Source organism: Solibacillus sp. FSL R7-0682 (assembly GCF_038005985.1).
Lineage (GTDB): Bacteria > Bacillota > Bacilli > Bacillales_A > Planococcaceae > Solibacillus.
In genome coordinates this window covers 1,684,478-1,707,101 of the sequence record NZ_JBBOUI010000001.1, presented here as the reverse complement: position 1 = coordinate 1,707,101, position 22,624 = coordinate 1,684,478, and the positions used below count along the sequence as shown (strand labels likewise).

The 22,624-nt window shown below is 37.3% G+C and carries 25 protein-coding genes; all 25 read right to left on the bottom strand.

Translation table 11 applies throughout. From position 1 onward, the window contains the following. Positions 1 to 53: 53 nt before the first annotated feature. The 25 genes from MKZ17_RS08770 to MKZ17_RS08650 all read right to left on the bottom strand — a co-directional run bounded on the left by MKZ17_RS08770 (position 54) and on the right by MKZ17_RS08650 (position 22,541). Complete coding sequence (locus MKZ17_RS08770; protein ID WP_340723360.1) at positions 54 to 458, bottom strand: Asp23/Gls24 family envelope stress response protein; 405 nt, start codon at positions 456 to 458, stop codon at positions 54 to 56. A 128-nt stretch (positions 459 to 586) separates the two neighbouring features. Further along, complete coding sequence (locus MKZ17_RS08765) at positions 587 to 1,666, bottom strand: mechanosensitive ion channel family protein (protein ID WP_340723359.1); 1,080 nt, start codon at positions 1,664 to 1,666, stop codon at positions 587 to 589. A gap of 216 nt (positions 1,667 to 1,882) precedes the next feature. Continuing rightward, positions 1,883 to 3,016: a M20 family metallopeptidase gene (locus MKZ17_RS08760; RefSeq protein WP_340723358.1), complete on the bottom strand. Its 1,134-nt coding sequence runs from the start codon at positions 3,014 to 3,016 to the stop codon at positions 1,883 to 1,885. 65 nt (positions 3,017 to 3,081) lie between these two features. Next, positions 3,082 to 4,086: an ABC transporter ATP-binding protein gene (locus tag MKZ17_RS08755; RefSeq protein ID WP_340723357.1), complete on the bottom strand. Its 1,005-nt coding sequence runs from the start codon at positions 4,084 to 4,086 to the stop codon at positions 3,082 to 3,084. Then, positions 4,083 to 5,069, bottom strand: a complete 987-nt coding sequence (locus tag MKZ17_RS08750) for an ABC transporter ATP-binding protein (RefSeq protein WP_340723356.1) — start codon at positions 5,067 to 5,069, stop codon at positions 4,083 to 4,085. The genes MKZ17_RS08755 and MKZ17_RS08750 overlap by 4 nt, the downstream gene beginning before the upstream one ends. Positions 5,070 to 5,081: 12 nt before the next feature. Beyond that, complete coding sequence (locus MKZ17_RS08745) at positions 5,082 to 6,002, bottom strand: ABC transporter permease (RefSeq protein WP_340723355.1); 921 nt, start codon at positions 6,000 to 6,002, stop codon at positions 5,082 to 5,084. Between the two features lie 13 nt (positions 6,003 to 6,015). Next, positions 6,016 to 6,930 (bottom strand): ABC transporter permease, encoded by a 915-nt coding sequence (locus MKZ17_RS08740; protein ID WP_340723354.1) that lies wholly within the window; start codon positions 6,928 to 6,930, stop codon positions 6,016 to 6,018. 60 nt (positions 6,931 to 6,990) lie between these two features. After that, a complete protein-coding gene (locus MKZ17_RS08735) occupies positions 6,991 to 8,547 on the bottom strand; it encodes an ABC transporter substrate-binding protein (RefSeq protein ID WP_340723353.1) in 1,557 nt (518 codons plus the stop codon). Positions 8,548 to 8,794: 247 nt separating this feature from the next. Beyond that, positions 8,795 to 10,096, bottom strand: a complete 1,302-nt coding sequence (locus tag MKZ17_RS08730) for an NCS2 family permease (RefSeq protein WP_340723352.1) — start codon at positions 10,094 to 10,096, stop codon at positions 8,795 to 8,797. Between the two features lie 199 nt (positions 10,097 to 10,295). After that, entirely contained in the window at positions 10,296 to 10,766 is a 471-nt protein-coding gene (locus tag MKZ17_RS08725; RefSeq protein ID WP_340723351.1) for a hypothetical protein, read from the bottom strand. A 25-nt stretch (positions 10,767 to 10,791) separates the two neighbouring features. Then, positions 10,792 to 11,010: a hypothetical protein gene (locus MKZ17_RS08720; RefSeq protein WP_340723350.1), complete on the bottom strand. Its 219-nt coding sequence runs from the start codon at positions 11,008 to 11,010 to the stop codon at positions 10,792 to 10,794. 277 nt (positions 11,011 to 11,287) lie between these two features. Then, positions 11,288 to 12,646, bottom strand: coding sequence for an acetyl-CoA carboxylase biotin carboxylase subunit (gene accC / locus MKZ17_RS08715; RefSeq protein WP_340723349.1), 1,359 nt, complete (start codon positions 12,644 to 12,646; stop codon positions 11,288 to 11,290). Positions 12,647 to 12,661: 15 nt separating this feature from the next. Continuing rightward, positions 12,662 to 13,162: an acetyl-CoA carboxylase biotin carboxyl carrier protein gene (accB, locus tag MKZ17_RS08710; RefSeq protein WP_340723348.1), complete on the bottom strand. Its 501-nt coding sequence runs from the start codon at positions 13,160 to 13,162 to the stop codon at positions 12,662 to 12,664. A gap of 189 nt (positions 13,163 to 13,351) precedes the next feature. Next, the gene (locus tag MKZ17_RS08705) at positions 13,352 to 13,888 is read right to left on the bottom strand and encodes a SpoIIIAH-like family protein (protein WP_340723347.1); all 537 of its coding nucleotides are present in this window, start codon (positions 13,886 to 13,888) and stop codon (positions 13,352 to 13,354) included. Next, the gene (locus MKZ17_RS08700) at positions 13,885 to 14,265 is read right to left on the bottom strand and encodes a hypothetical protein (protein WP_340723346.1); all 381 of its coding nucleotides are present in this window, start codon (positions 14,263 to 14,265) and stop codon (positions 13,885 to 13,887) included. Before MKZ17_RS08700 ends, MKZ17_RS08705 begins: the two co-directional genes overlap by 4 nt. A gap of 65 nt (positions 14,266 to 14,330) precedes the next feature. Then, on the bottom strand, positions 14,331 to 14,465 hold the full coding sequence (locus tag MKZ17_RS08695; protein WP_340723345.1) for a hypothetical protein: 135 nt from the start codon (positions 14,463 to 14,465) through the stop codon (positions 14,331 to 14,333). After that, positions 14,462 to 15,373 carry a stage III sporulation protein AE gene (locus MKZ17_RS08690; RefSeq protein ID WP_340723344.1) on the bottom strand — a complete coding sequence of 304 codons (912 nt, stop codon included), beginning with the start codon at positions 15,371 to 15,373 and terminating at the stop codon, positions 14,462 to 14,464. The genes MKZ17_RS08695 and MKZ17_RS08690 overlap by 4 nt, the downstream gene beginning before the upstream one ends. A 2-nt stretch (positions 15,374 to 15,375) precedes the next feature. After that, positions 15,376 to 15,750, bottom strand: a complete 375-nt coding sequence (locus MKZ17_RS08685; RefSeq protein WP_340723343.1) for a pyruvate formate-lyase — start codon at positions 15,748 to 15,750, stop codon at positions 15,376 to 15,378. Further along, positions 15,751 to 15,960 carry a stage III sporulation protein AC gene (locus MKZ17_RS08680; protein ID WP_340723342.1) on the bottom strand — a complete coding sequence of 70 codons (210 nt, stop codon included), beginning with the start codon at positions 15,958 to 15,960 and terminating at the stop codon, positions 15,751 to 15,753. It abuts the gene before it with no gap. Positions 15,961 to 16,138: 178 nt separating this feature from the next. Further along, positions 16,139 to 16,840, bottom strand: a complete 702-nt coding sequence (locus tag MKZ17_RS08675) for an SRPBCC domain-containing protein (RefSeq protein ID WP_340723341.1) — start codon at positions 16,838 to 16,840, stop codon at positions 16,139 to 16,141. Next, positions 16,827 to 17,153: a metalloregulator ArsR/SmtB family transcription factor gene (locus MKZ17_RS08670; RefSeq protein ID WP_340723340.1), complete on the bottom strand. Its 327-nt coding sequence runs from the start codon at positions 17,151 to 17,153 to the stop codon at positions 16,827 to 16,829. The genes MKZ17_RS08675 and MKZ17_RS08670 overlap by 14 nt, the downstream gene beginning before the upstream one ends. 147 nt (positions 17,154 to 17,300) lie before the next feature. Continuing rightward, complete coding sequence (locus MKZ17_RS08665) at positions 17,301 to 18,314, bottom strand: NAD(P)H-dependent flavin oxidoreductase (RefSeq protein ID WP_340723339.1); 1,014 nt, start codon at positions 18,312 to 18,314, stop codon at positions 17,301 to 17,303. A 176-nt stretch (positions 18,315 to 18,490) separates the two neighbouring features. Then, complete coding sequence (locus MKZ17_RS08660; RefSeq protein ID WP_340723338.1) at positions 18,491 to 19,315, bottom strand: sugar phosphate isomerase/epimerase family protein; 825 nt, start codon at positions 19,313 to 19,315, stop codon at positions 18,491 to 18,493. A gap of 22 nt (positions 19,316 to 19,337) precedes the next feature. After that, positions 19,338 to 21,101 (bottom strand): thiamine pyrophosphate-binding protein, encoded by a 1,764-nt coding sequence (locus MKZ17_RS08655; protein ID WP_340723337.1) that lies wholly within the window; start codon positions 21,099 to 21,101, stop codon positions 19,338 to 19,340. A gap of 12 nt (positions 21,102 to 21,113) precedes the next feature. After that, complete coding sequence (locus tag MKZ17_RS08650) at positions 21,114 to 22,541, bottom strand: aldehyde dehydrogenase family protein (protein ID WP_340723336.1); 1,428 nt, start codon at positions 22,539 to 22,541, stop codon at positions 21,114 to 21,116. Positions 22,542 to 22,624 lie beyond the last annotated feature (83 nt).

The following is a 22,624-nucleotide window of genomic DNA, read 5'->3' as shown; positions in this document are numbered from 1 at the left end:
AATGCAGAATTGACAAAACGTCTTCTGCATTACCTGTTTCAAATAAAAAAATATTATTCTGCGTCTTTTACTGTTTCGAACTGAATACCTGTAATATGGATATTCACTTCACTCGTTTCGATTGATGTCATATTTAAGATGGCTTGACGAATAGTTGATTGAACATCCTTCGCCACTTTTGGAATCGCATATCCGTATTTTACTGTGCAAAATACATCAATAACAATATTACCGTTCTCTGACATTGCTGATTTAATTCCTTTAGAATGCACTTTTTTACCAAAACGTTCAGCTACACCTGAAGCAAAGTTTCCGCGAGTAGATGCAATGCCTTCTACTTCTGTAGCGGCTATTCCCGCAATTACTTCGATTACTTCTGGTGCTACTTCGATTTTACCTAGCTCCTCTTTTCCAACTGGAGTTGGTTGAACGAATGATACTGGTTGTTTTTCAGCCATATGTGAAACATCCTCTCTTATGTAAACTTGTGTATAAAGGTTTTCTAATACTATTACCTAAGTTTAGTATACTACAATTAGTGATGGGATGTACGGTTGAAAACTCGTTTTCCAAAAATAATTCCGACTTAGGAACTCGTATCATTCCATACAAATTGTGCTTGATTTGGTTCAACAAGTTGAATTTCATATTCCTTACAATAGTGCTGTGCTACAAATAATATATCCTGTCTCACCTGAAGCATTTCTTCTGAATCATTTGTTTTAACAAAATATCGAATTAAAATCCGATATGCACTTGGGCGTAATTCGTCGACTGCGACATGGATTATATTTTTTAATGTTTTAGGATGCAATGCAATTTGTTCGCGTAGCATTTCAAGAAACTGGATAATTGATTCCTCGCTATTGTCATTCGAAACAAATAAATAATGCTCTACTTTTCGCTGTGTGCGCTTCGATAAATTGTAAATTGGACGATTTACTAAATAGGAGTTTGGTACGTAGACGAGTCCCTTATCAGAAGTTTGAATGAGCGTACTGCGCAAATTTATATCTTCGATTGTACCATCAATTTTTTCATCCCCAGTCATCACCCAATCACCAATTTGAAAAGGCTTGTCGAGCACTACACTCATACCCCCAAAAATATGCGCTAACGTATCACGAATTCCAAAGGCCAACGCTACCCCTGTCAAACCAATCGCTGTTAAAAAGCCATTTAAATTAAAATTCCACAGTGATGCGATTGAAAACATCGCAATTCCCATCACTAGTACTTTACTAATACGTAAGAAAAAGGGCGTTAAAATATCCTGATCTTTCCCCGTCTCAAAGCGCTCTGGATTTTCCAAATAGAAACCTAATATGTCATACAGTGCTTTAAAGGCAAAAAATACATAAAACGAATTGATTAACATCCGTAATTTCACATTATCAAAAAGCCAAACCTCGACTAATAAAGAAAGCGCTATAATGAATAAACTAAAAATAAGCGCGTTGCGAAGTGATGGATATATATTTTTTGCCATATCACTCATGACCGGATGATTCCGTTTATCCAACTGCTTTGCACATTTCATAATGAGCGGTCGAATAATCCAACGAATCAAAGCAAATCCTACGATTAAAATACCTATAGCTACAATACCATCCTGCCATGTTGGCACCTTGATGGTTGGTATGAGCCATTTAATTGAATCCCACATATGTTCACCTAACCTACTTCATTCTTGCGCTAGCATCATATCACGCTTTCCATTAGATTACTATTATAAGCACTACACTACATATTCAACCCTCTTGTAGGACTAATAACGATTTTAAACTAAGGAATACTACATAAAAACACTAGCCAATCGTTCTATATGAACGTTCGACTAGTGTATGAAGTTTCATCATGTATATAATTTTAATATGAAATCCTAAGTGAAAACTTTATCCGTTTCAAGTTTCTTGGCCGTTAAACTTTCCATAAATTTCGCTAACAGTAACGTACGCTCCACTAACGAAGGTATTTCTAAATATTCTCTTTCTGAATGAGCAAAGCCACCAATCGGACCTAAACCATCAATCGTCGGAATTCCTAAAGCAGATGTAAAGGAGGCATCTCCTCCACCACCTGTTGCTACATCGGATAATTTTATTTCTAATTGCTCTGCTAATGAATAAATTCGTTCCAGTAATGCGATTGTTCCTCGATTTTTTTCCATTGGAGGGCGATTGATTGTTCCAAACAATTCGGTTTTCGTCCCAGGTACAAACGTTTCATTGCAAATTTCTTGTATCTTTTCTTCTAAAAATTCAGCTTGTTCCACTTTAGACGTACGGATATCTACACAAGTTTCTGCATAATCTGCAATTACATTTGCAGCCATACCCCCATGAATAATGTCGCAATTTACACTTATGCCCTCAATTGGTCTATTAAGCTTATGTAACTTAATAATTTTATGCGCAATTTCTTCAATGGCATTTGCCCCTTCTTCTGGTGCAATCCCAGCATGGGAAGCACGACCATGAACCTTGATAATATAATCACCACCACCTCTACGAGCACTCACGAGCGCACCATTTTCTCGAGCTGGTTCTAAACAAATACAACAATCTTTATCAAGTGCAACGCGTTCAATTAATTTTCTTGAAGTAGGAGAGCCAATTTCTTCGTCAGAATTAAAGAGTAACACAATGTTTTTTAAAACATCGTACTTCCCAGCATCAAGAAGTGCTTTTACAGCATAAATGATTGCTACATGGCTCCCTTTCATATCAATGACACCCGGACCATAAGCACGATTATGGGCAATAGTAAATGGACGTATGGCGGCCGTTCCCTCTTTATAAACTGTATCCATATGTGCAATTAACAATATGGATGGATTTACTGCATCTTTATGTTGAATAACTAAATGATTACCAGTTTTTTGTTGTTTGACTTCCTTCACTTCAAACCCTAAGTGTTCAAACTGTTGTCGAATTATTTGACCAACCTTGTTTACGCCTATTATATATTGACTCCCCGAATCCTGATTTACTAGTTCCTTCAATAAAGATAACATGTCAGTTATGCTCTTCTCTAAAAATCTCTCCATAATTAACGTAGTGGTTACTACTTTAGCACCTCTCATTCATTTTTGTCATGCTTCACTGGATAGAGGCAGGCTACATAATGACCTGGTTCTAACTCTTCTAACTCAGGCGTTTCCATTTTACATTTCTCTTGAACAAATGGACATCGTGTGTGAAAACGGCATCCGTTTGGTAAATCCACATTACTCGGAATATCCCCCTCTAATATTAATCGCTGACGTTGCTCTCGAATTTTTGGGTTAGGTAACGGTACTGCGGAAACAAGACTATTCGTATAGGGATGCATTGGGTTATTAAAAAGTTTGGCCTTTGTTGTAATCTCAATTATTTTACCTAAGTACATAACCGCAATTCGATCACTAATATATTTTACTGCTGGTAACCCATGAGCTATGAAAATAAATGTTAATTGAAATTCCTTTTGCAACTTTAGTAGTAGGTTTAATATTTGGGCTTGTATGGATACATCCAACGCAGATACAGGTTCATCACAAATAATTAGCTTTGGTTTTAACGCTATTGCTCGAGCAATTCCGATGCGCTGCCTTTGTCCTCCTGAAAATTCATGGGGATAACGTAGTGCATATTCTCTTGGCAAGCCTACCGAATCCATCAATTGATAAACAAGTTCCTGACGTTCCTTTTTAGTTTTCTTCGCATGTGTTTTTATCGGCTCCCCAATAATATCAATGACACGCATACGTGGATTTAAAGAGGAAAACGGATCTTGGAAAATCATTTGTATATCAGCACGGCATTTTCGTAGCTGTTCCTTGGACATCTCATCCATATTCTTACCATTAAAGATAATTGTACCGCTCGTTTTTTCTAATAAATGAAGCAGAAGATTTCCCGTTGTTGATTTACCACAGCCGGATTCTCCAACGATACCTAGCGTTTCACCTTCGTATACGTGAAAAGAAATGTCGTCAACTGCCTTTAAATATTTCTTTTCCTTAAAGCCTTCTTTTATTTCAAAATACTTTTTTAAATGCGCTACATCTAATAAAACCTTTTTTTCAACTAAAGATGACGTCATCCAGTCTCCCCCTTTTTGCCTACAAGCCAGCAGCGTACTTGGCGCCCATCGGAAAGTTCGGTTAATTTCGGCTCCTCTTTATAGCATTGATCAATTGCTACTGTACAACGTGGGCAAAATTTACACCCAAGAGGCATATTATCCATCGTCGGTACTGTCCCAAGAATCGATTTGAGTTGCTCATCTTCTATAAAAAATTTAGGTGTACTATCTAACAATCCTTTCGTGTAGGGATGCAATGGTTGTTCAAAAATTTTATAAACATCTGCACTTTCCACTACTTGCCCACAGTACATCACTACTACACGGTCTGCCATTTCCGCTACAACCCCCAAGTCATGGGTAATTAATAAGATGGCTGTCTGATCTCCTTTTGAAAGGTTGCGCATAAGATCCAAAATTTGTGCTTGTATTGTCACATCAAGTGCAGTCGTTGGTTCATCGGCTATAAGTAACTTTGGATGACAAGAAAGAGCCATCGCGATCATCACTCGTTGACGCATCCCACCACTTAAAGTATGAGGATACGTGTTATATACTTTTTCTGGTCGAGGAATCCCTACATGCCTTAACATGTCGATTCCTTTTTCTTTTGCTTTTTTCTTATCTAGTTTTTGATGTAATCGAATCGTTTCGGAAATTTGATTGCCGACAGTAAACAGCGGATTAAGCGCTGTTAAAGGCTCCTGGAAAATCATTGCGATTTCATTTCCTCGAAGATTGCGGTATTCCTTCTCACTTATTTTCATTAAATCTTTATTTTTAAACTGAATTTTCCCTTTTCGTACTTCACCTGGTTTTTCAATCAACCCCATTATGGACAGTGATGTAACACTTTTTCCTGAGCCAGATTCTCCGACAATGGCGAGTGTTTCTCCTTCACGAATATCGAAAGAAACCCCGTTAACAGATGGGACGTCTCCAGAGCCCGTCTTAAAATATGTGTGAAGATCCTCTACTTGTAAAATTACTTCTGATTGCATACAAAGTCCCCCTTAGCTTCTCCCTTGTGAACGTGGGTCTAGAATATCGCGTAACCAGTCTCCTAAAAAGATAATCCCAAGTACGGTAATTGTAATGGCTATTCCAGGTAATGTGGCGAGCCACCAGCTTGTTGCAATATAATCCCGCCCGTCACTTAAAATTCCTCCCCATGATATCGTTGGCGGTTGAATTCCTAAGCCAAGAAAGCTTAGCGAAGCCTCTAAAATAATCGTCGATGCGACACTCAATGTGGATATAACAATAAAGGATGACATCACATTTGGTAATACATGTCGGAATATAATAATCGGACTTTTCACACCAATTGAGCGTGCAGCTTTTACATATTCACGCTCCTTAATGGAAAGTGTTTCGCTTCGTACAATGCGTGCATAGGCAACCCAATTGGTCACGCCAATAACAATAATTAAGGTTGTAACACTTGGCCCAAATACTGCTAAAAATACTAACGCAAATAGAATATTAGGAATTGCTAGAAATGAATCAACTAATCTCATTAAGAGCATATCTACTACACCGCCATAGAAGCCTGAAACGAGCCCTACAAATATGCCAATAATACCGGCTAATACAACAGAAGAAATTCCCACCAATAGCGAAACTTGGGAACCATAAATAATCCGGCTTAAAATATCTCTCCCTAAATTATCCGTCCCTAATAAATAAGCTGGATCATTGCCTTCAACCCAAAAAGGAGGCTTCAACATCATTGCTGGGTTCATCGCTTGTGGATCGTAGGGTGCTAATACTGGAGCAAAAACCGCAATAATAACGACAAATAAAACAATGATAAAACCAACTAAACCTGTTTTACTTTTCCATAAGGAATGAAGGAGTTTTTTTAAGGCAAATTGTTTTTTAGGTTTGGTGTAGTGCACTTCTTCTTTTACTTCTAATACTTGATTGGCCATATTGTCTCCTCCCTTAATACTTAATACGTGGGTCTAGCACACGATATAAAATATCCGCAAATAAGTTCGTCATAATGACGAGGATGGCAATGACAAAAACACTTGCTTGAACGATAGCCATATCTCGTGTATTCACAGCTTGAATTAGTAATTGACCAAGTCCTGGCCAAGAGAATACCGTTTCAGTAATTAACGCTCCTCCTACTAACGTTGATATTTGAAGAGCTGTAATCGTCACTACAGGTAGTAATGAATTTCGGAATGCATGTTTATAGATAACGAAAAATTTGTGAATCCCTTTACTTTTTGCAGTTCTTACATAATCCTGGTTAATAATTTCAACCATGCTTGAACGAACAAGCCTCGTCATTTCTGCGCCAATCCCCGTACCTAACGTAATTGCCGGTAAAACTAAATGTTGCCAACTACCATATCCTGATACGGGCAACATACCTAATGTGACTGAGAAAAGCAAAATGAGCATGATCCCTAACCAGAAATTTGGCATCGCCTTTGCGACTACTGACGTACCAGTGATAAATAAATCAAATACTGTATTACGTTTTGTCGCAGACCAAATTCCAAATGGGATAGCGATGATAATTGCAATCACTAGAGATGCAAAGGCTAGTTCTAATGTGGCCGGTAACCGTTCAAGAACTAACGGAAGAGCTGCTGTGTTATAGCGAAACGAGTCCCCAAAATCACCTTGCAGTAAATTCAACATATATGTACCGTACTGTACGATGAAGGGATCATTTAGCCCTAGCGCTTCCCGTAGATTTTCAATATCCTCTTGGCTAGCATCCTCTGGTAGCATTAACGCAACAGGATCTCCTGCAACAAAAACTAACGTAAAAACAATAAATGAGATAATAAGTAAAACGGGTATAATTTCTAGAAGTCTTTTTAGCAAAAACTTTAGCATTGGTCCACCTCCAAAAATAGAAAGACCAGTGATCAATATCAACTGGCCCTCTACATTCCATTATTTTAATGACATGTTTGGTGCATATAGCATTTCGTCAGAAGAAGGCGTAAAGTCTACTCTGTCATTGACACCAACATTAATTTTCTCGAGATATAAAAATACATATGGTACATCCTCTGCGACAACTTTTTGGATTTCTTGAATTTGTTTTTCTCGAGTTGTAGGGTCCATATTCACTTTAGATTGAGCTAGAAGTTCCTCCACTTGTTGATTTTCGTAATCTGTATGCCCTTCATTACGAGCAGCATTAAACCAGTCAACCGCATATGCACCGTCAAACATGGAATTTCCTAAGCCTAATAAATACATGTCTTTATTTTCATTCGCATTTCGCATTTGAACGAAACTACTCCATTCCATAAATTGCAGGTTCACTTTAATTCCCACTTGGCTTAACATTCCGACAATTAACTCTGCTACTTCAGCATCCATTAAGTAACGACCTTTAGGCGAATGGAACGTCATTTCAAAGCCATCTGGATAGCCGGCGTCTGCTAATAATTGCTTTGCTTTATCTACATCATAGTTATAGCTGTTATATAGGCTCGGTTCATGTCCAAAATTACCTGGTCCTACCATTGATCGCACAGGAATCCCTGCTCCTTTTAAAGCGATTTCCGCTAACGTTTTATCATCAATTGCATAATCAATTGCTTGGCGAACCTTTACGTCAGCGGTTGGATAACCATCAGAGGCACGAAGATTTAAAAATATCGTACGGTTTGAAACTTCTTGCTTTAAGCTCGTTCCATCGTTATTATTCACACGATCCCAATCTGCTGGTGGAATATTCGTTGCTATATCAACACCACCAGTTAATAGCTCTGAAACTCTTGTTGAATTTTCAGGAATGATTCGGAAAGTGACCGTATCCCACTCCTCGACTGCCCCTTGATAATAATCATCAAATCGCTCAAAAACGATTTTATTATCGCGCACCCATTCCACATATTTATATGGTCCTGTACCGATAGGATTTTCTAAGAAATGATCCCAACCGTTTTCTTCAATATATTTTTTCGGTAACATCCCCGAACCTAAACGAGACAAACGGTGAATTATCGATGGCTCAGGAGCTTTCGTAATAATTTGCACTGTCAGAGGATCAATAATTTTAACTTCTTGAATTTGCTTATAGTTTGCATGCTCCTGAAGCGTGTCTGTTTGTGCTACGCGCTCTAAAGTGAACTTCACATCCTCAGCTGTAAATTCATCACCATTATGAAATTTAACCCCTTTTTTTAATTTAATTTCAACGGTTTGGTCATCTAAAATTTCATAAGACTCCGCCAACATTGGCTGTAGTTCATTGTTTTTATCTCGTTTAAACAAATAATCAAACATATGCTGATGGATTGACTCCGTAGAGGTGTTGTTATGATCATGAATATCAAAGCCAACCATGTCACTACCTATGGCGATTATTAAATCTTTATTATCATTTGTAGGTGTGTTTCCTCCACTTTCGCCTCCTTCTGAAGACTCATTTGTACTACAAGCAACCAAAATTAGCATCAACGAAAGTAATAGTATTGCAAATATTTTTTTTGACATGAAATATCCACCCTCCTGCAAAATATGATTTATATAAATATTGTTAAAAACTAAAAAATTAAATATTATTGTTAATATTTTCATACAATCGCCCATTAAATGCAACAACATTTTGAAAATTTAAAATATTTAGAGTTTTGAAAGCGTTTGGTTGAAACGAAAGGAACGGGTACATTAGATTACAATTTCATGCAAAAAAACCAACATTTCGATTACTCAAAATGTTGGTTTTCACTTTTTATTGTTGTTAATGTGGCATGAATACAAGTTGAATGACGAATAACAGAGCAAATAAATAAACTAACGGATGAACTTGACGTCCTTGCCCTTTAAATAACATTACTAATGGATAACTAATAAAACCTAACGCTATCCCTGTTGAAATACTTGATGTTAACGGCATCGTTAAAATTACTAAAAATGCTGGGAAGGCTACTTCAAATTGATCCCAATCGATTTGTTTAACAACGCTAATCATTAAACTACCTACAATGATTAAAGCAGGAGATGTAATCGCCGCAACCGTTGAAAGTGATCCTACTAGTGGTGCAAAAAATGATGCGACGATAAATAATACTGCTACCGTCAAGGAAGTTAAACCTGTACGGCCACCAGCTGCTACACCAGCTCCTGACTCTAAATATGCAGTTGAAGGACTAGTCCCAAGCATTGCACCAGTTGTCGTTGCCATAGAATCGGCTAATAACGCTTTACGTGCACGTGGAAGTTTGTTATCTTTCATCAATCCTGCTTGCTTTGCTACACCAATCATTGTTCCTGTCGTATCAAACAGTGTAACTAAAATGAATGAAAAGACAACACCATATAGACCATATTCAATGACTTCTCGGATTGCAGTAATCGGATTCCACACTAAAATGCCGTCTGGCAAATGTGGCATTGCCATAACTTTATCGATATGTAGCTGATTTGTTAAAACTGCTACGATTGCTGTAATAATCATCCCAATAAATAAGGCACCATTTACGTTTCGTGCCATTAACGCAACTGTGACAGCTAGTCCAAATAATGTTAATAACGTGCTCGGCGCACTTAAATCGCCTAGCCCAACAAAATTTGTTTCATTAGCAACAACAATTCCTGACATACGAAGCCCAATAAAGGCAATAAATAAGCCAATTCCTGCTGTAATAGCCAGCTTTAAGTTTTCTGGAATTGCAACAATTAGCTTTTCACGAAGCGGTGACAAACTAATAATAATAAATAAAAGTCCTGCTACAAAAACTGCTGAGAAGGCAGTCAAATAATGAATTTGTCCATTTGAAGCAAGTACGACTGTATAAGTAAAATATGCATTTAAGCCCATTCCAGGAGCAACTGCAATTGGATAATTTGCACATAGAGCCATCCAGCCTGTACCTATTACAGTAGCGATAATTGTCGCCATAAATACTTGCTCAAGTGGCACTCCTGCATCAGCTAATATAATTGGGTTGACAATAATGACATAAGCCATCGTTAAAAACGTCGTTAATCCCGCAAATAACTCTTTTTTCACTGTAGTTTGATTTTCCTTTAGTTGAAACATGACAATCCCTCTTTCTGAAAAACACGAACATTTTAAAAGAACTTTATTATAATATTCGTTTATTGAAAGTTTTGCAATATTTTTATCACCGAGAAGAAAAAGTTGTAATTATCTTATTATTCTAAACAAAACAAAAACCCCTATTCTCATACGAAAGTAGGGGTTCAATCGAATTGTTTTAAATGTACACATGAAGTAATTAATTAACGAATTCCTCTTCCACAGAAATGACCTTGCCATCCTGTACATCTACCCAAAATGGGGTTTTTATTGGCATATTACTGTCACCGTATAAAAAGTGTTTAAATTCTTCTATATTTGTTGTCGTGTATTTTTTGTCTTCCTCTTCGGTTACAAATAAATTTCCTGTATCAAAAAAAGTAAACTTCGTCTGCTCATCTATAGTGAAGGATTGTATTTCCTCTGATTCGTTATGAATATAATACCCATTTGGCATATCACTTTCAGTTAACCCTAACTCCTCCATTCTTTCCTTATCATCTTGTTTTATGAATTCAAAATCATCTAACTGAATGTTGTTTCCATCTAAAGCAACATAACCAATATACTTTTCACTGTCTTTAGACACGTATTCATTACTTGAATCTCTACACCCACTTATAAGTAAAGTAAGTAGGCTAATCAGGATAAAAGTGAGCGTTTTTTTCATTTTCTTTCCCCTTTATAACTAGTAATTACTTTAAAATTGAACTTTTTGGCATATAGAACGAAGCATTTTCAGTTTTATGTACTACATCTTTTCTTTCTTGAGCTCCGTGTTCCGTATATTTAATTGTCGTACTATCGCCATAAGTAACTAATGCTACATCGCTTGTATTATTCCAATACATAATACTTCCCTCAAAAACTTTACTTTTATTCGATTCCTTATATAAGTACCCTTTATTTGTCATATATATGACAACTCCTGTTGATCAGTTATAGCCTGTTCTAAACCAATGATCTCCAGGCCACCCACCCCAAATAGCGTCCCAATACCATTTTCCAGCTTAATCTTGTGGAATACCCCCAGCATTTGCTTTACATTATATATTTATATTTCCCTTTCAAGGTAATTTCCCCCTAATTGTTTTTTACACCATTCTACTCATGCAAAAAGGCCCCCTAACTGGTTAAGTTAGAAGACCTATAATTAAAATTTTTATATTATTTTCTCAAATAACATATCTATTATTTTTTTGTGTTTAAAATATCGTTCTCTTCAAGGAATTTCGTGTTGAATTTCGCTGATTGGAACACTTCATTGTTCATTAATGCTTGGTGGAAAGGAATTGTTGTGTTGATTCCTGGGCCAGCAACTTCGAATTCTGATAGTGCACGATTCATTTTAGCGATTGCCTCATCACGCGTATCTGCATGAACGATTAGCTTCGCTACCATAGAATCATAGTATGGTGGAATTGTATAGCCCGCATATACTGCAGAGTCTACACGTACCCCATAACCACCTGGTACAACATAAGTATCTACTGAACCAGCTGAAGGCATGAAGTTTTTGTATGCATTTTCAGCATTAATACGACATTCAATTGCCCAACCATTGATTTTAATATCTTCTTGTTTAAATGGAAGTGCTGCACCTGAAGCGATTTTTAATTGCTGTTGAACAAGGTCTACACCCGTAATCATTTCTGTTACTGGGTGTTCTACTTGGATACGTGTGTTCATTTCCATGAAGTAGAACTTGTCTTCTTGGTAATCGTAGATGAACTCAATTGTACCTGCACCTTCATAATTACAAGCTTTTGCAGCCTTCACTGCGGCTTCACCCATTTGAGCACGACGCTCTTCTGATAAAGCTGGAGAAGGTGCTTCCTCTACAAGCTTTTGCATACGGCGTTGAACCGTACAGTCACGCTCACCTAGGTGAACAACATTACCATGACTATCAGCTAAAACTTGAATTTCACAGTGACGGAAGTACTCAATAAATTTCTCTAAGTAAACACCAGGGTTGCCGAATGCCGCTGCTGCTTCTTTTTGAGTAATTTCGATTCCTTTTACTAACTCTTCCTCTGTACGAGCTACACGAATCCCTTTACCGCCACCACCGGCTGTTGCCTTGATGATTACTGGGTAACCGATATTGCTCGCCCATTCTTTACCTGTTTCGATATCAGGTACGATGCCAGTACCAGGAACTAAAGGAACATTAGCCGCTTCCATTGTGTCACGTGCTACGTCTTTAATCCCCATGATTTTAATTGCATCTGAGGAAGGACCGATAAATTTAATGCCAGCGTTTTCACAAGCTTCAGCAAAAGCTGCGTTTTCTGCTAAGAATCCGTAGCCCGGATGGATGCCGTCTACACCTGTTTTTTGTGCTACCCCAAGCACAGCTGGGAAACTTAAATATGAGTCTTTAGATAATTTAGGACCGATGCAATACGCCTCATCAGCTAATTTCACATGTAACGCTTCTGCGTCAGCCTCAGAATATACTGCAACAGTTTGAATACCTAGCTCTTTACAAGCACGGATAATACGTACTGCAATTTCGCCACGGTTTGCAATCAATACTTTTTTCATTGGTAATCGCGCTCCTTATTCAGCTTTTACTAGGAATAGAGGTTGACCATATTCTACTAATTGGCCATCTTTTACTAAAATTTCTACGATTTCACCTTTAACTTCAGCTTCAATCTCGTTGAATAATTTCATTGCTTCAACGATACATACGATTGATTCATCGCCCACTTTATCGCCAACCTTAACGTAAGCTGGTGACTCTGGATTTGGAGCTTGATAGAACGTACCAACCATTGGAGATGTGATTTTATGTAGATCTGCAGTATCTGCTACTGGTGCAGCCGGTGCTGGAGATTCTACTTTTGGTGCTGGAGCTGCTGGTGCAACTGGTGCTGGAGCCGCTTCCACTTTTTCTACTACTGTTTGTACTACTTCTTTTTTAGGTGCTACGACTTCCGTAACGCCACCCTTTTTCTTTAATTTAACCTTTGCTCCATCAGCTTCGTACACGAACTCGTCAATTGACGAAGCATCTACTAACTTAATAATTTCACGGATTTCTTGAACTTTGAACATTGTTACTTCTCCCCTTAATCAATATTATAGTACATGAGTTATTTTATAATTTTTCTGATTATTTTTAAATAGTTAAATTGAAATAGCATAAAACTAGTCATAAATTAGAGCAAATCTATGTTAAAACACCAAAAGTTCGCACCAACTGCTATATAACACATACAGAATTCACATCATGATGTCAGGCATTTAATTGTAAGGTTGGAAGTCCACTGTCACTTTCACATTTTCCTCCATTTCAGAGAGGATTGTATGCATAATTTCACTTGCTTGCTGGTTCGATGATTCATCAGACATAACAGATACTTTAACATTTGAATCTTCAATTCGAACAAGTGCATCTGAATAACCCATTGATTTAATAAGCATTTCTAACATCGCTTCAGAGGAATCCAGTTTAATCAATTTATCCATTTCATCAAAGGCAGCATTTTTCTCTTCAGCAGTGTAATCTGCCGATGCAACCTTTTGTGTTAGTTGTTCACGTAATTGGCTTCTTTTATTATCGATTTCTAGGCGCATTTCTTGGAAAAGATCGCTTTCTGAATTAACCGTTTGTGTTGTACTTTGATTGACACCTAAAATTTCTGTATTATCAAGTGCGTCATCTGTAAAAATTGTCATAAAATTTGGTGTCGGATTGTCTTCAAAAATGTAAAACACAGAAATTACGGCAACTAAGCTTACTAATGTTAAAAACCAAACTGTTCGTTTTTTTACCTTCACTTTTCTTCCTCCTCCATTTGCATTGGGACAATTTGAATACGATGTGTAGGAATTTGTAGTACATTCCCTACTGTTTCTTTCAACATTCTCTTCACTTGCGCTTGATGCGCACCTTCTGCCACGATAATGACTCCAACTAAATTCGGTTGTTGTGATACAGCTAAAAACTGACTTTTCTCTACAGCTTGTTCATAATGAAAATATACTTGAACTTGTCCTACTGAATGAATCTCACTTAATAAGGCAGCAAGTTGCTGTTCCGTTGTCTTTTTGGATTGTCCATCGTCAGTTGCTGTTGATAAAAAATAAAATATCGTGACAATTACAATAATGCTACCTACTAATAGTAATGAGCGATTTGTTTTCCTCTTTTCCACATATTTGCGCCAAACGCCACCTTCATTTTCAATTTTCATCACAATGTATGAGTATTAGGGCAATATTATGCAAATAGTGAAAGAATATAGCTCGACACTGTTAAATAAAGTGCCAATTTCACATAAACATGCCACTCTTTTTCCTCTGCAAATACTAGTAAACTACTGCCTAACAACACTAACAACAATATCTCTATCATGGTGAGCCCCCCATTGAAAGTTGCATTAAAACGACACATAATAGCACAATGAAAATTATAGAAAAGCCAAGCAGTAATGCGACTGCACAGAGCACAAACAATGTCTTACCAACATCGTCGAAGAGACTACTTATTCGATTATTGGAGAAAGGCTCCATCATCGCACCAATGACTCGAAATAATAAAGCATGGAGTAACAATACGACAGACGGATAAAACGCGGCGCTCCATACGATTACTAAAAAGCTAAGCCCAATAAATGTTGATACCGTTGATTGTGTCTTCTGGAAAAATGATAATCCTTCTACAATTAAGTTCCCTATTAACGGGATATTTTGCTCAATTAATTTTTTGATAGGCGATTTCACTGCATCATTTAATTGAAAAAAGGCCACTCCCGAAAAGGTTAAAATAGAGGTCAACCCTAATACCGAGGCGATGATGACGCTCAATACGGATGACCTTATTAAATCGGCAGCTTTTGAGAAGGATATCGCTGGATAAATTTTTGTACACACATCTAAAATTAATGCCAAAATTAACGTAGGAATTAGTAATTTTGTGCAAACGAATAAAATGACCTGGATAAGAAAAATAATAATTGGATTCCATGCAATAACCGAAAATACGGACTGCACTGCGATAAGCATTGTTGTGAGAACGGGAATAATGGCTATAAAAAAATTTTGCATAACGAGGATTAGTTCGGTTAAGACGACGAATGCATCGACTACTTTTTCAGAGAAGATCACGATAAATAGCAAAATAAATAACTGCTCGATTAAGACGGACTGCTGTGGAATGAGTGCAAGTAGGAGCAAATACAATAATACATAAAGTGCGGCATAAATAATGGAAGTAATAAGAGAATCAATAGGCTGGGAAAACATCGAAAGAAAAAAGTCCATAGCTAAAACCTTTCAAGCAAGTTTACTAACGTACGAAATGCTGGTTCAAGTAATGTCAGCCAATAACTAACCAGTACGATTCGAATCGATAATTGGACAGCTGTAACAAAGGATTCGTATTCCAATTGATCTAATAGTGAACAAATGAGCTCACTTAATATTAGTAAAAATGCTGTAAATAATAGCCCTTTACTATAAGGGACTTGAGTAAAAATTTGTGCTAGTTTCTGCCATAAGGGTATTAACTGACGTAAAATAATAAACTGAACAAAAATAAAAAAAGCAATGACGACGATAATGGCATGTAGCTTGTCCATGGATTGTTTGATTAATACTAATAGCACAACAAAGATGATGCTTGCAAATAAGCTAATCATCTAGCTTATGCCGGTTAACCATTGGAAAAATATGACGATTTCTTGGAAAAACAGGCGTAAAAATCGAATCAATTCCACAGCCATATACATGTACGCTACAAAAAAGAGGAAAAATGAAAATTCTTTTTTTCCAATTTGCTCAAAAAAGATGTGAAGAAGTGCTATTACTAAGCCCACACCTGCGACACGTAGCACATCCTGCAACTCCAATAAAGCCCTCCTTCCTTACCGAAACTATATGCGCCTCCCTTTCATTTCATCACTATTTAAAATAAAAAGGGAACATAAAAAAACTTAAGTTCAATAGGACGAACTTAAGTCAAAACATAGATTGAAAGGTGATTTCTAGTGTTTATCAATTATTTAATTTTCAAAAAATAAAAAACCACTAATAATTTACAGGATAAGGCTCTACAAAACACTTTACCACTTGATTCTCCCGTCTTCTTTCTATAGTAAACGTAACGAGTTGGTTCAATTCTTTTTTGCAAAGCAACCGTTCAAATGATTCATAGCCAGCGATTTCATCTTGATCGATTGCATGTATAATATCATCCGGTAAAATACCTGCAGCTTCTGCCACTGAACCTTTTTTAACATTCAATACTTTCGTTCCACGTGATCCTTCATAATTTGTTGTATGCGTAATACCAATCGATCTCCGCCACATGTTTGAACGGTTATCCAAATCTAATTCATATACACTTTTTAGATTTTCTAGAAATTGAGCGGTACCAAACAACATATTTTCCTTACTTGCTTCAGACATTTCCTTAAAGAAGTTACTTTCATATTCGATACTAACTTTAATACCATTTTCAACTTGATCTAATGAAGTGATAGTCTTAAAGCTTTGATCCATACTTTCAAGTACAAAACGTTTCATCTCTTCAATTTCTGTAAAGATACCTTCTGATGTGGCACCCCACCCATGATTTAAAAAGCCCCTTCCACCTATGCAAAAATCCATTTCTGCATTTTTAGTATACCAACGATTCAAATGTTCGGGCTTAGTTAAAGCATCCCACACTACTTTTAGGGGGGCATTCACAACAATTTCTCTCTTTACAGAATCCTTATTCATTTTCATCTGGAAACTCTCCTTTTTCTACATAATCTTTTAAACTTACGAGTTGATGATCAAGTAGTTCTTCGATGTATAGTTTCATTTGTTGGTAAGTTTGCTGAAGATGGCTGGAATTGAGTGAATATATACGATATTTCCCCTGTAATCTTTCCGATATGAGTTTTTCCTCCAACAAAATCGTCAAATGCTTCTTAATTGCTGGTTGAGAAATATTAAATGCCTCCACTATATCCTTTTGGCTTTTGTCTCCCTGCTTAAGTATTGTTAATATTTGACGTCGTGTAGGGTCACTTAAAGCTCGATAAATATCAGACATTGACTTACTTCACCCCTAACATATAACCTTTTAGTTATATTAAGAATACTAACTAAGGCACCATGCAGTCAAGAATATTCTGAAAAAAATAAAAAGAAGATAAATCCCGATATATAGGCATTTATCTTCTCGTATGATTAATAAATATTAAGCATTCAATCCTAATAATTCATCAACAATGTCCTGTACAGAAGCTTGTTTTGCTAAATAACTTTTTTCACCCATCCACAAAGATAAGTATTCCGGTTTATTTTGTCTTGCACTTTCTTTTCGAATATCTAGTGTCAAATAGTGCTGGATTGGATATGGTGCAACGACTGCATCCTTTAATTGCTCTGTAAATTTATTTTTCAGACCACGAGCATATTTCCCGGTAAATGCTCGAGTTAATGTTGTTGCCTGCTCTTTGGAGTTTAAAATGGCTTGCTTATGTACGTTGCTTGCTTCACACTCATTAGCCGTTAGTAAAGCAGTACCTACTTGAACCATACTAGCACCAAGACGCAACATTAATTGGACATGCTCTGGTGTCATAATACCGCCAGCTGCAATAACTGGGATCGACACTTCCTTCACGACCCGCTTCACTAGTTCTTCTGTAGGTAGCATTTGTAACGGCTCTGTAAATGAACCACGATGACCCCCAGCTTCACCACCTTGAACAACAACAGCATCTAACCCTGCCTTTTCTACCGCCTGTGCTTCTTCTACTGTAGTAGCTGTGCCAATTAAGTAAATTTGGTGGTCTTTTAATTTTGCAATGGTAGTTTCATTTGGAAGTCCAAACGTAAAGGAAACAATTTCAACACCTTCATCCAAAATTGCCTGAACTTGTCCATCAAACACTTCTGTTGACACGACACGTTGCGTATTTGGAATGCCTAATTCCTCGTAAATTGGCTGCAGCGCATCCCGCGCATTTTGCAATACCCCAATATCAATCATCGGTTCTTCTTGAATAAATAAATTGACACTAAAAGGTTTGTTAGTTAAACGCTTCACTTGTTGAATAAACTGTCTTGTCTCTTCTCCATTTAAGTATCCAGCTCCAATTGAACCTAATATTCCATACTCACTACAAGCTGCTACAAAATTCGGAGATGTTATGCCTGCCATAGGCGCTTGAATGATTTTCTTTTCTACAGCGATTTTCGAAATCATAAAAATTCACTCCTTTTCTTGATTGTACTTTGAAAACTATTGTTTGGCTAGATATGGTATTATTTCCTGCTTCTAATAATCAACCAATTTTAAAAGCCGTCCCAAAAGCAAATGCTTTTAGAACAGCTTTTTGATGTCTCCCCCATCGATGAGACTTTTCTATTAATATAACTTGTTCAACCAATTTCCCGATATTTATTATTAAAATATGCTTTAGCAGATTGTAAACAATTCAAGGCAAATTGCTCTGGCTTCATTTTATTAGAACGTTCCAAATTTGGTGTTTCAATAGACATCGGCACATTTGGTAAAGCATTTACAATTGAATGAATATCAATACCACCCTCTCCAATATATAACCGTTCCTCACGTAAAATTCTGCGCATTTCTTCTTCACTTGTCGGAATTGAAAGTTGCGCATCACATAAATGAATAAAATGGACCCACTCATCTGGTATGCTATGAAGCTCGGAAATGGGTTCACGCGAACGGTGGAAATGATGAATATCTACTAGTAATCCTTTATTGGAAGCATTCGTTTGTTCAAGAATATGCCGAATTCCAGCAATTGTTTTCACGGAACTAATAGGTACTGCCTCTAAATCTACCGACATATTATATTGACTAGCGATTTCACATAGTCGCTCATATTGTTCTATAGCAAAAGTCTTATCTTCCGTCCAAATACTCGAAATTACATGCTTCGCTCCTAAAGTAGCAGCAATCTCCATTTCACGCTCATATTTTACTAGATCCATACCTTCATAAATTTTTGCTAATTCAACATCTAAAAATTGTATAGTCGTATTTTCAAAAGCTTCCTTTGTTTCCTTATAGAGCACAGCATTATCCGCTAGCGAATAATCCGGCTCGTTCCCTAGATTCATGCAAATTGTACGTAAGCTAACAAAATCATACCCTGCTTGATCAGCTACATAAATTAATTGTGGTGGAGTTAACTTTAACAATGTCAAATGAGAAATAGAATATGTTTGCTTCATTTCCATACTCCTCTTTTCATTATTAATTCACTGAAACGTGATGCACTTTTTTATCCGGAGAATAAATATCCATTATGTTCCAGTGTCCAGCTGTAGGAACAGGGTTGTTTTGCATAGCAACATCAATGACAACGGGCTTATTTAAACGAATGGCATGATCTAATGCAGGTTTAAAATCTTCCGCTCGCTCAATTTTTATCCCTTCCACTCCATAAGCACGAGCAATTGCTGCATAATCCGGTGAGTAAGGCTCGTTGTCAATTTTAAATAATGTGCCTAATGTCGTATCAAAGTGTGCCTTTTGTAAACCAGCAATTGTTCCAAAGGCGAAATTGTTCATAATGACCCAAATAACTGCTATATTTTCTTCTGCTGCTGTCGCTAAAACGGCTGGATTTTGCCCAAAGCCTCCGTCCCCAACTAATGAAATAACTACTCGATTAGGATGTGCAATTTTTGCTCCTAATGCTGCTGGTGCGCCGAAGCCCATAGTTGCAAAGCCTCCCGGAGTCAATATTGTTCCTGGCGTTAATACATCAAATTGTTGCCCAACTCCGTTTTTATTCCAGCCAACATCTGTCGTTATAAATGCATCGTTTGGAATTACTTCACGTACATCGGCCAAAATCCGTTGTGGTTGCATTGGGAAAGCATTATCTGTTTCAAATTGACGATTACTTTCTTTAAATTCCCTTTTATTTTTTGCGATTTCTTGTTTTAATGCTTCGTTTCGTTTTCCGTTTGGATATACTTCCTTTGCTGCAATGAGCAATGCCTCTAAAGATTCCTTTACATCCGCTACTACTCCAAGCTCTACTGGATAATTGCGTCCAATTTCGGTCGGCTCAATATCTATTTGTATTAATTTTGAAGGGGGTATTTGGAATGTGTAATGATCTTCCCACGAGCTACTATCTGCTTCTTTAAAGCGTGTTGCCAGTGCTAAAATAACGTCGGCTTCTTTACATTTTTGATTAATATATTCTGTCCCCCAGAAACCCGTCATACCAAGTGCGAGAGGATGCGCATCAGAAATCGCACCTTTGCCCATTAATGAGTACGCAACGGGGATTTCAAAATGATTAATAAAAGCTTTTAGCTGTTCAGATGCTTGCCCTAAAAGTACACCACCACCTGCGATTATTAGTGGATTTTTTGCTGTTGCTAACCGATTGATAATTTCAATCGCAGTAGTATGCTTCATCGTTGATTTTTCAAGAACTTTCGTATTTCGTTTTTGACGTTCAAACCATTCTTCGTCTATTTCCTTCGAAAAAATGTCCATTGGTACATCAACTAATACAGGACCTGGGCATCCAGATTCAGCTAATTGGAATGCTTTTTCTAAAATTTCTGGGAATAGATGTGGACTATCTACACGCCATGCTCGTTTAACAAAGGGTTTATAAATTTCAAATTGAGTTGCATCACCGTGCATATTCACTTCTTGATGTGGATGCTTTCCGTAATAATGTGTTGGCACATCGCCTGCAATAACGACCATTGGTGTACAATCCAGTGCTGCATTTGCAACCCCTGTTGCCGCGTTTGTTAAACCTGGCCCTAAGTGGCTTAGTACGACAGCAGTTTTTTTCGAGGCACGGCCATAGCCATCTGCCATATGCGCAGCAATTTGCTCATGACGTGTACTAATAAATTTTATTTTTTCGCTACTTTCTAAAGCTGACAAAACCGCGATATTTGTATGTCCACATAAACCAAAAATATGTTGTACGCCACGGTCTTCTAAATATTTGACGAGCTGCTTTGCAATAACTTCCGCCATTGTTATTCCTCCTTAAGTTCGAATTACAATCATTTTCATTTCGGTCATTTCCTGAATCGCAAAACGTGGACCTTCTCGACCAATTCCACTCTTTTTTATGCCTCCATATGGCCAGTGATCTAATCGATAATTGGATGTACCATTCACTACAATGCCTCCTGCTTCTAATTGTTTAGAAGCTTGTAGAATATGCTGAAAATTATTAGTGAAAAGACCGACCTGTAAACCAAAGTCCGAATCATTCGCTTCGGCAACCCCCTCTTCAAATGAAGAAATCGGAATTATACTAACGACTGGTCCAAAGACTTCTCCACAAACAACTTTCGCGGTTTTTGGTGGATTTAACAGAACAGTAGGTTGTATATGTGCCCCTTTTTGAATACCACCTGTTAAAATGCTAGCCCCCATATTTTTAGCTTCTTCTATCCACTCCATAATTCGATGTGCAGTTGCTTCATTGACGACTGTCCCTACATCTGAAGTAGGATCTAATGGATCTCCGCATTTTAGCTGTTCCACTTTCTCTACTAATTTTTCAGTAAATTGAGTTAGACATCGTTCATGTACATAAATTCGTTGTACTGATATACAACTTTGCCCTGAGTTGCTAAAGCCCGTTTGTGCACACATTGTCACAGCCCGATCGATATCTGCATCTTCATCTACAATCGTCGCAGCATTGCCACCTAGTTCAAATAACTGCCTTTTCAATCCCGCTTCTTTTGCAATATAGTTCGCTGCTATTAAGCCACCTGTAAACGATACGACATGCACCCGATGATCTTGGACAATTTGTTGGCCCGGTTCTACCCCACCTAATATCAATTGGACAGCATTTTCAGGTAAACCAGCCTCTAATAAAAGCGCTATAAATTGTGAAGCAATTAACGCTGCTTGCGGTGCCGGTTTTAAAATAGTCGCATTTCCTGCGGCAAAGGAAGGACCAATTTTATGACAAATTAAATTTAACGGGGCATTAAAGGGTGTAATGGCAGCAACTACGCCAACTGCTACTCGAAATGTAAGTGCATGAGAGTTCGTCCCGCGCTCCGATGCTTCACCCGTTATTGTTTCACCAATGACGTACTTTGCTGCTTCTGCGGAGAGCTTTAATGTTTCGATCGAACGAGCAACTTCATCAAGTGTGTTTTTTAACGGCTTTCCTACTTCTAATGAGATTAACTTAGCAAAATATTCTTTTCTCTCAGTCATTAATGTTGCCGCACACTCAAGTACTTTCACTCGCTCATATACTGGTATTTCCGCTAATTGTTTTCGCGCATTAAAAGCACTCTGTAATGCCCGTTCTGTATCCTCTGATGTAACTTCAATTTGATAACCAATCACTTCATTATTGTAAGGATTGATAATATCCATTTTCTTGCGACCTTCTTCAGTAAGCCAGCTACCATCCACATATGGACGAGCTAATTGCGTCATCTTCGTCACCTCTACAAAATTATTAAACTTCTTTTCACAATATATAAATTCATTACGAATCGCTAAATTGGAACGATACAATT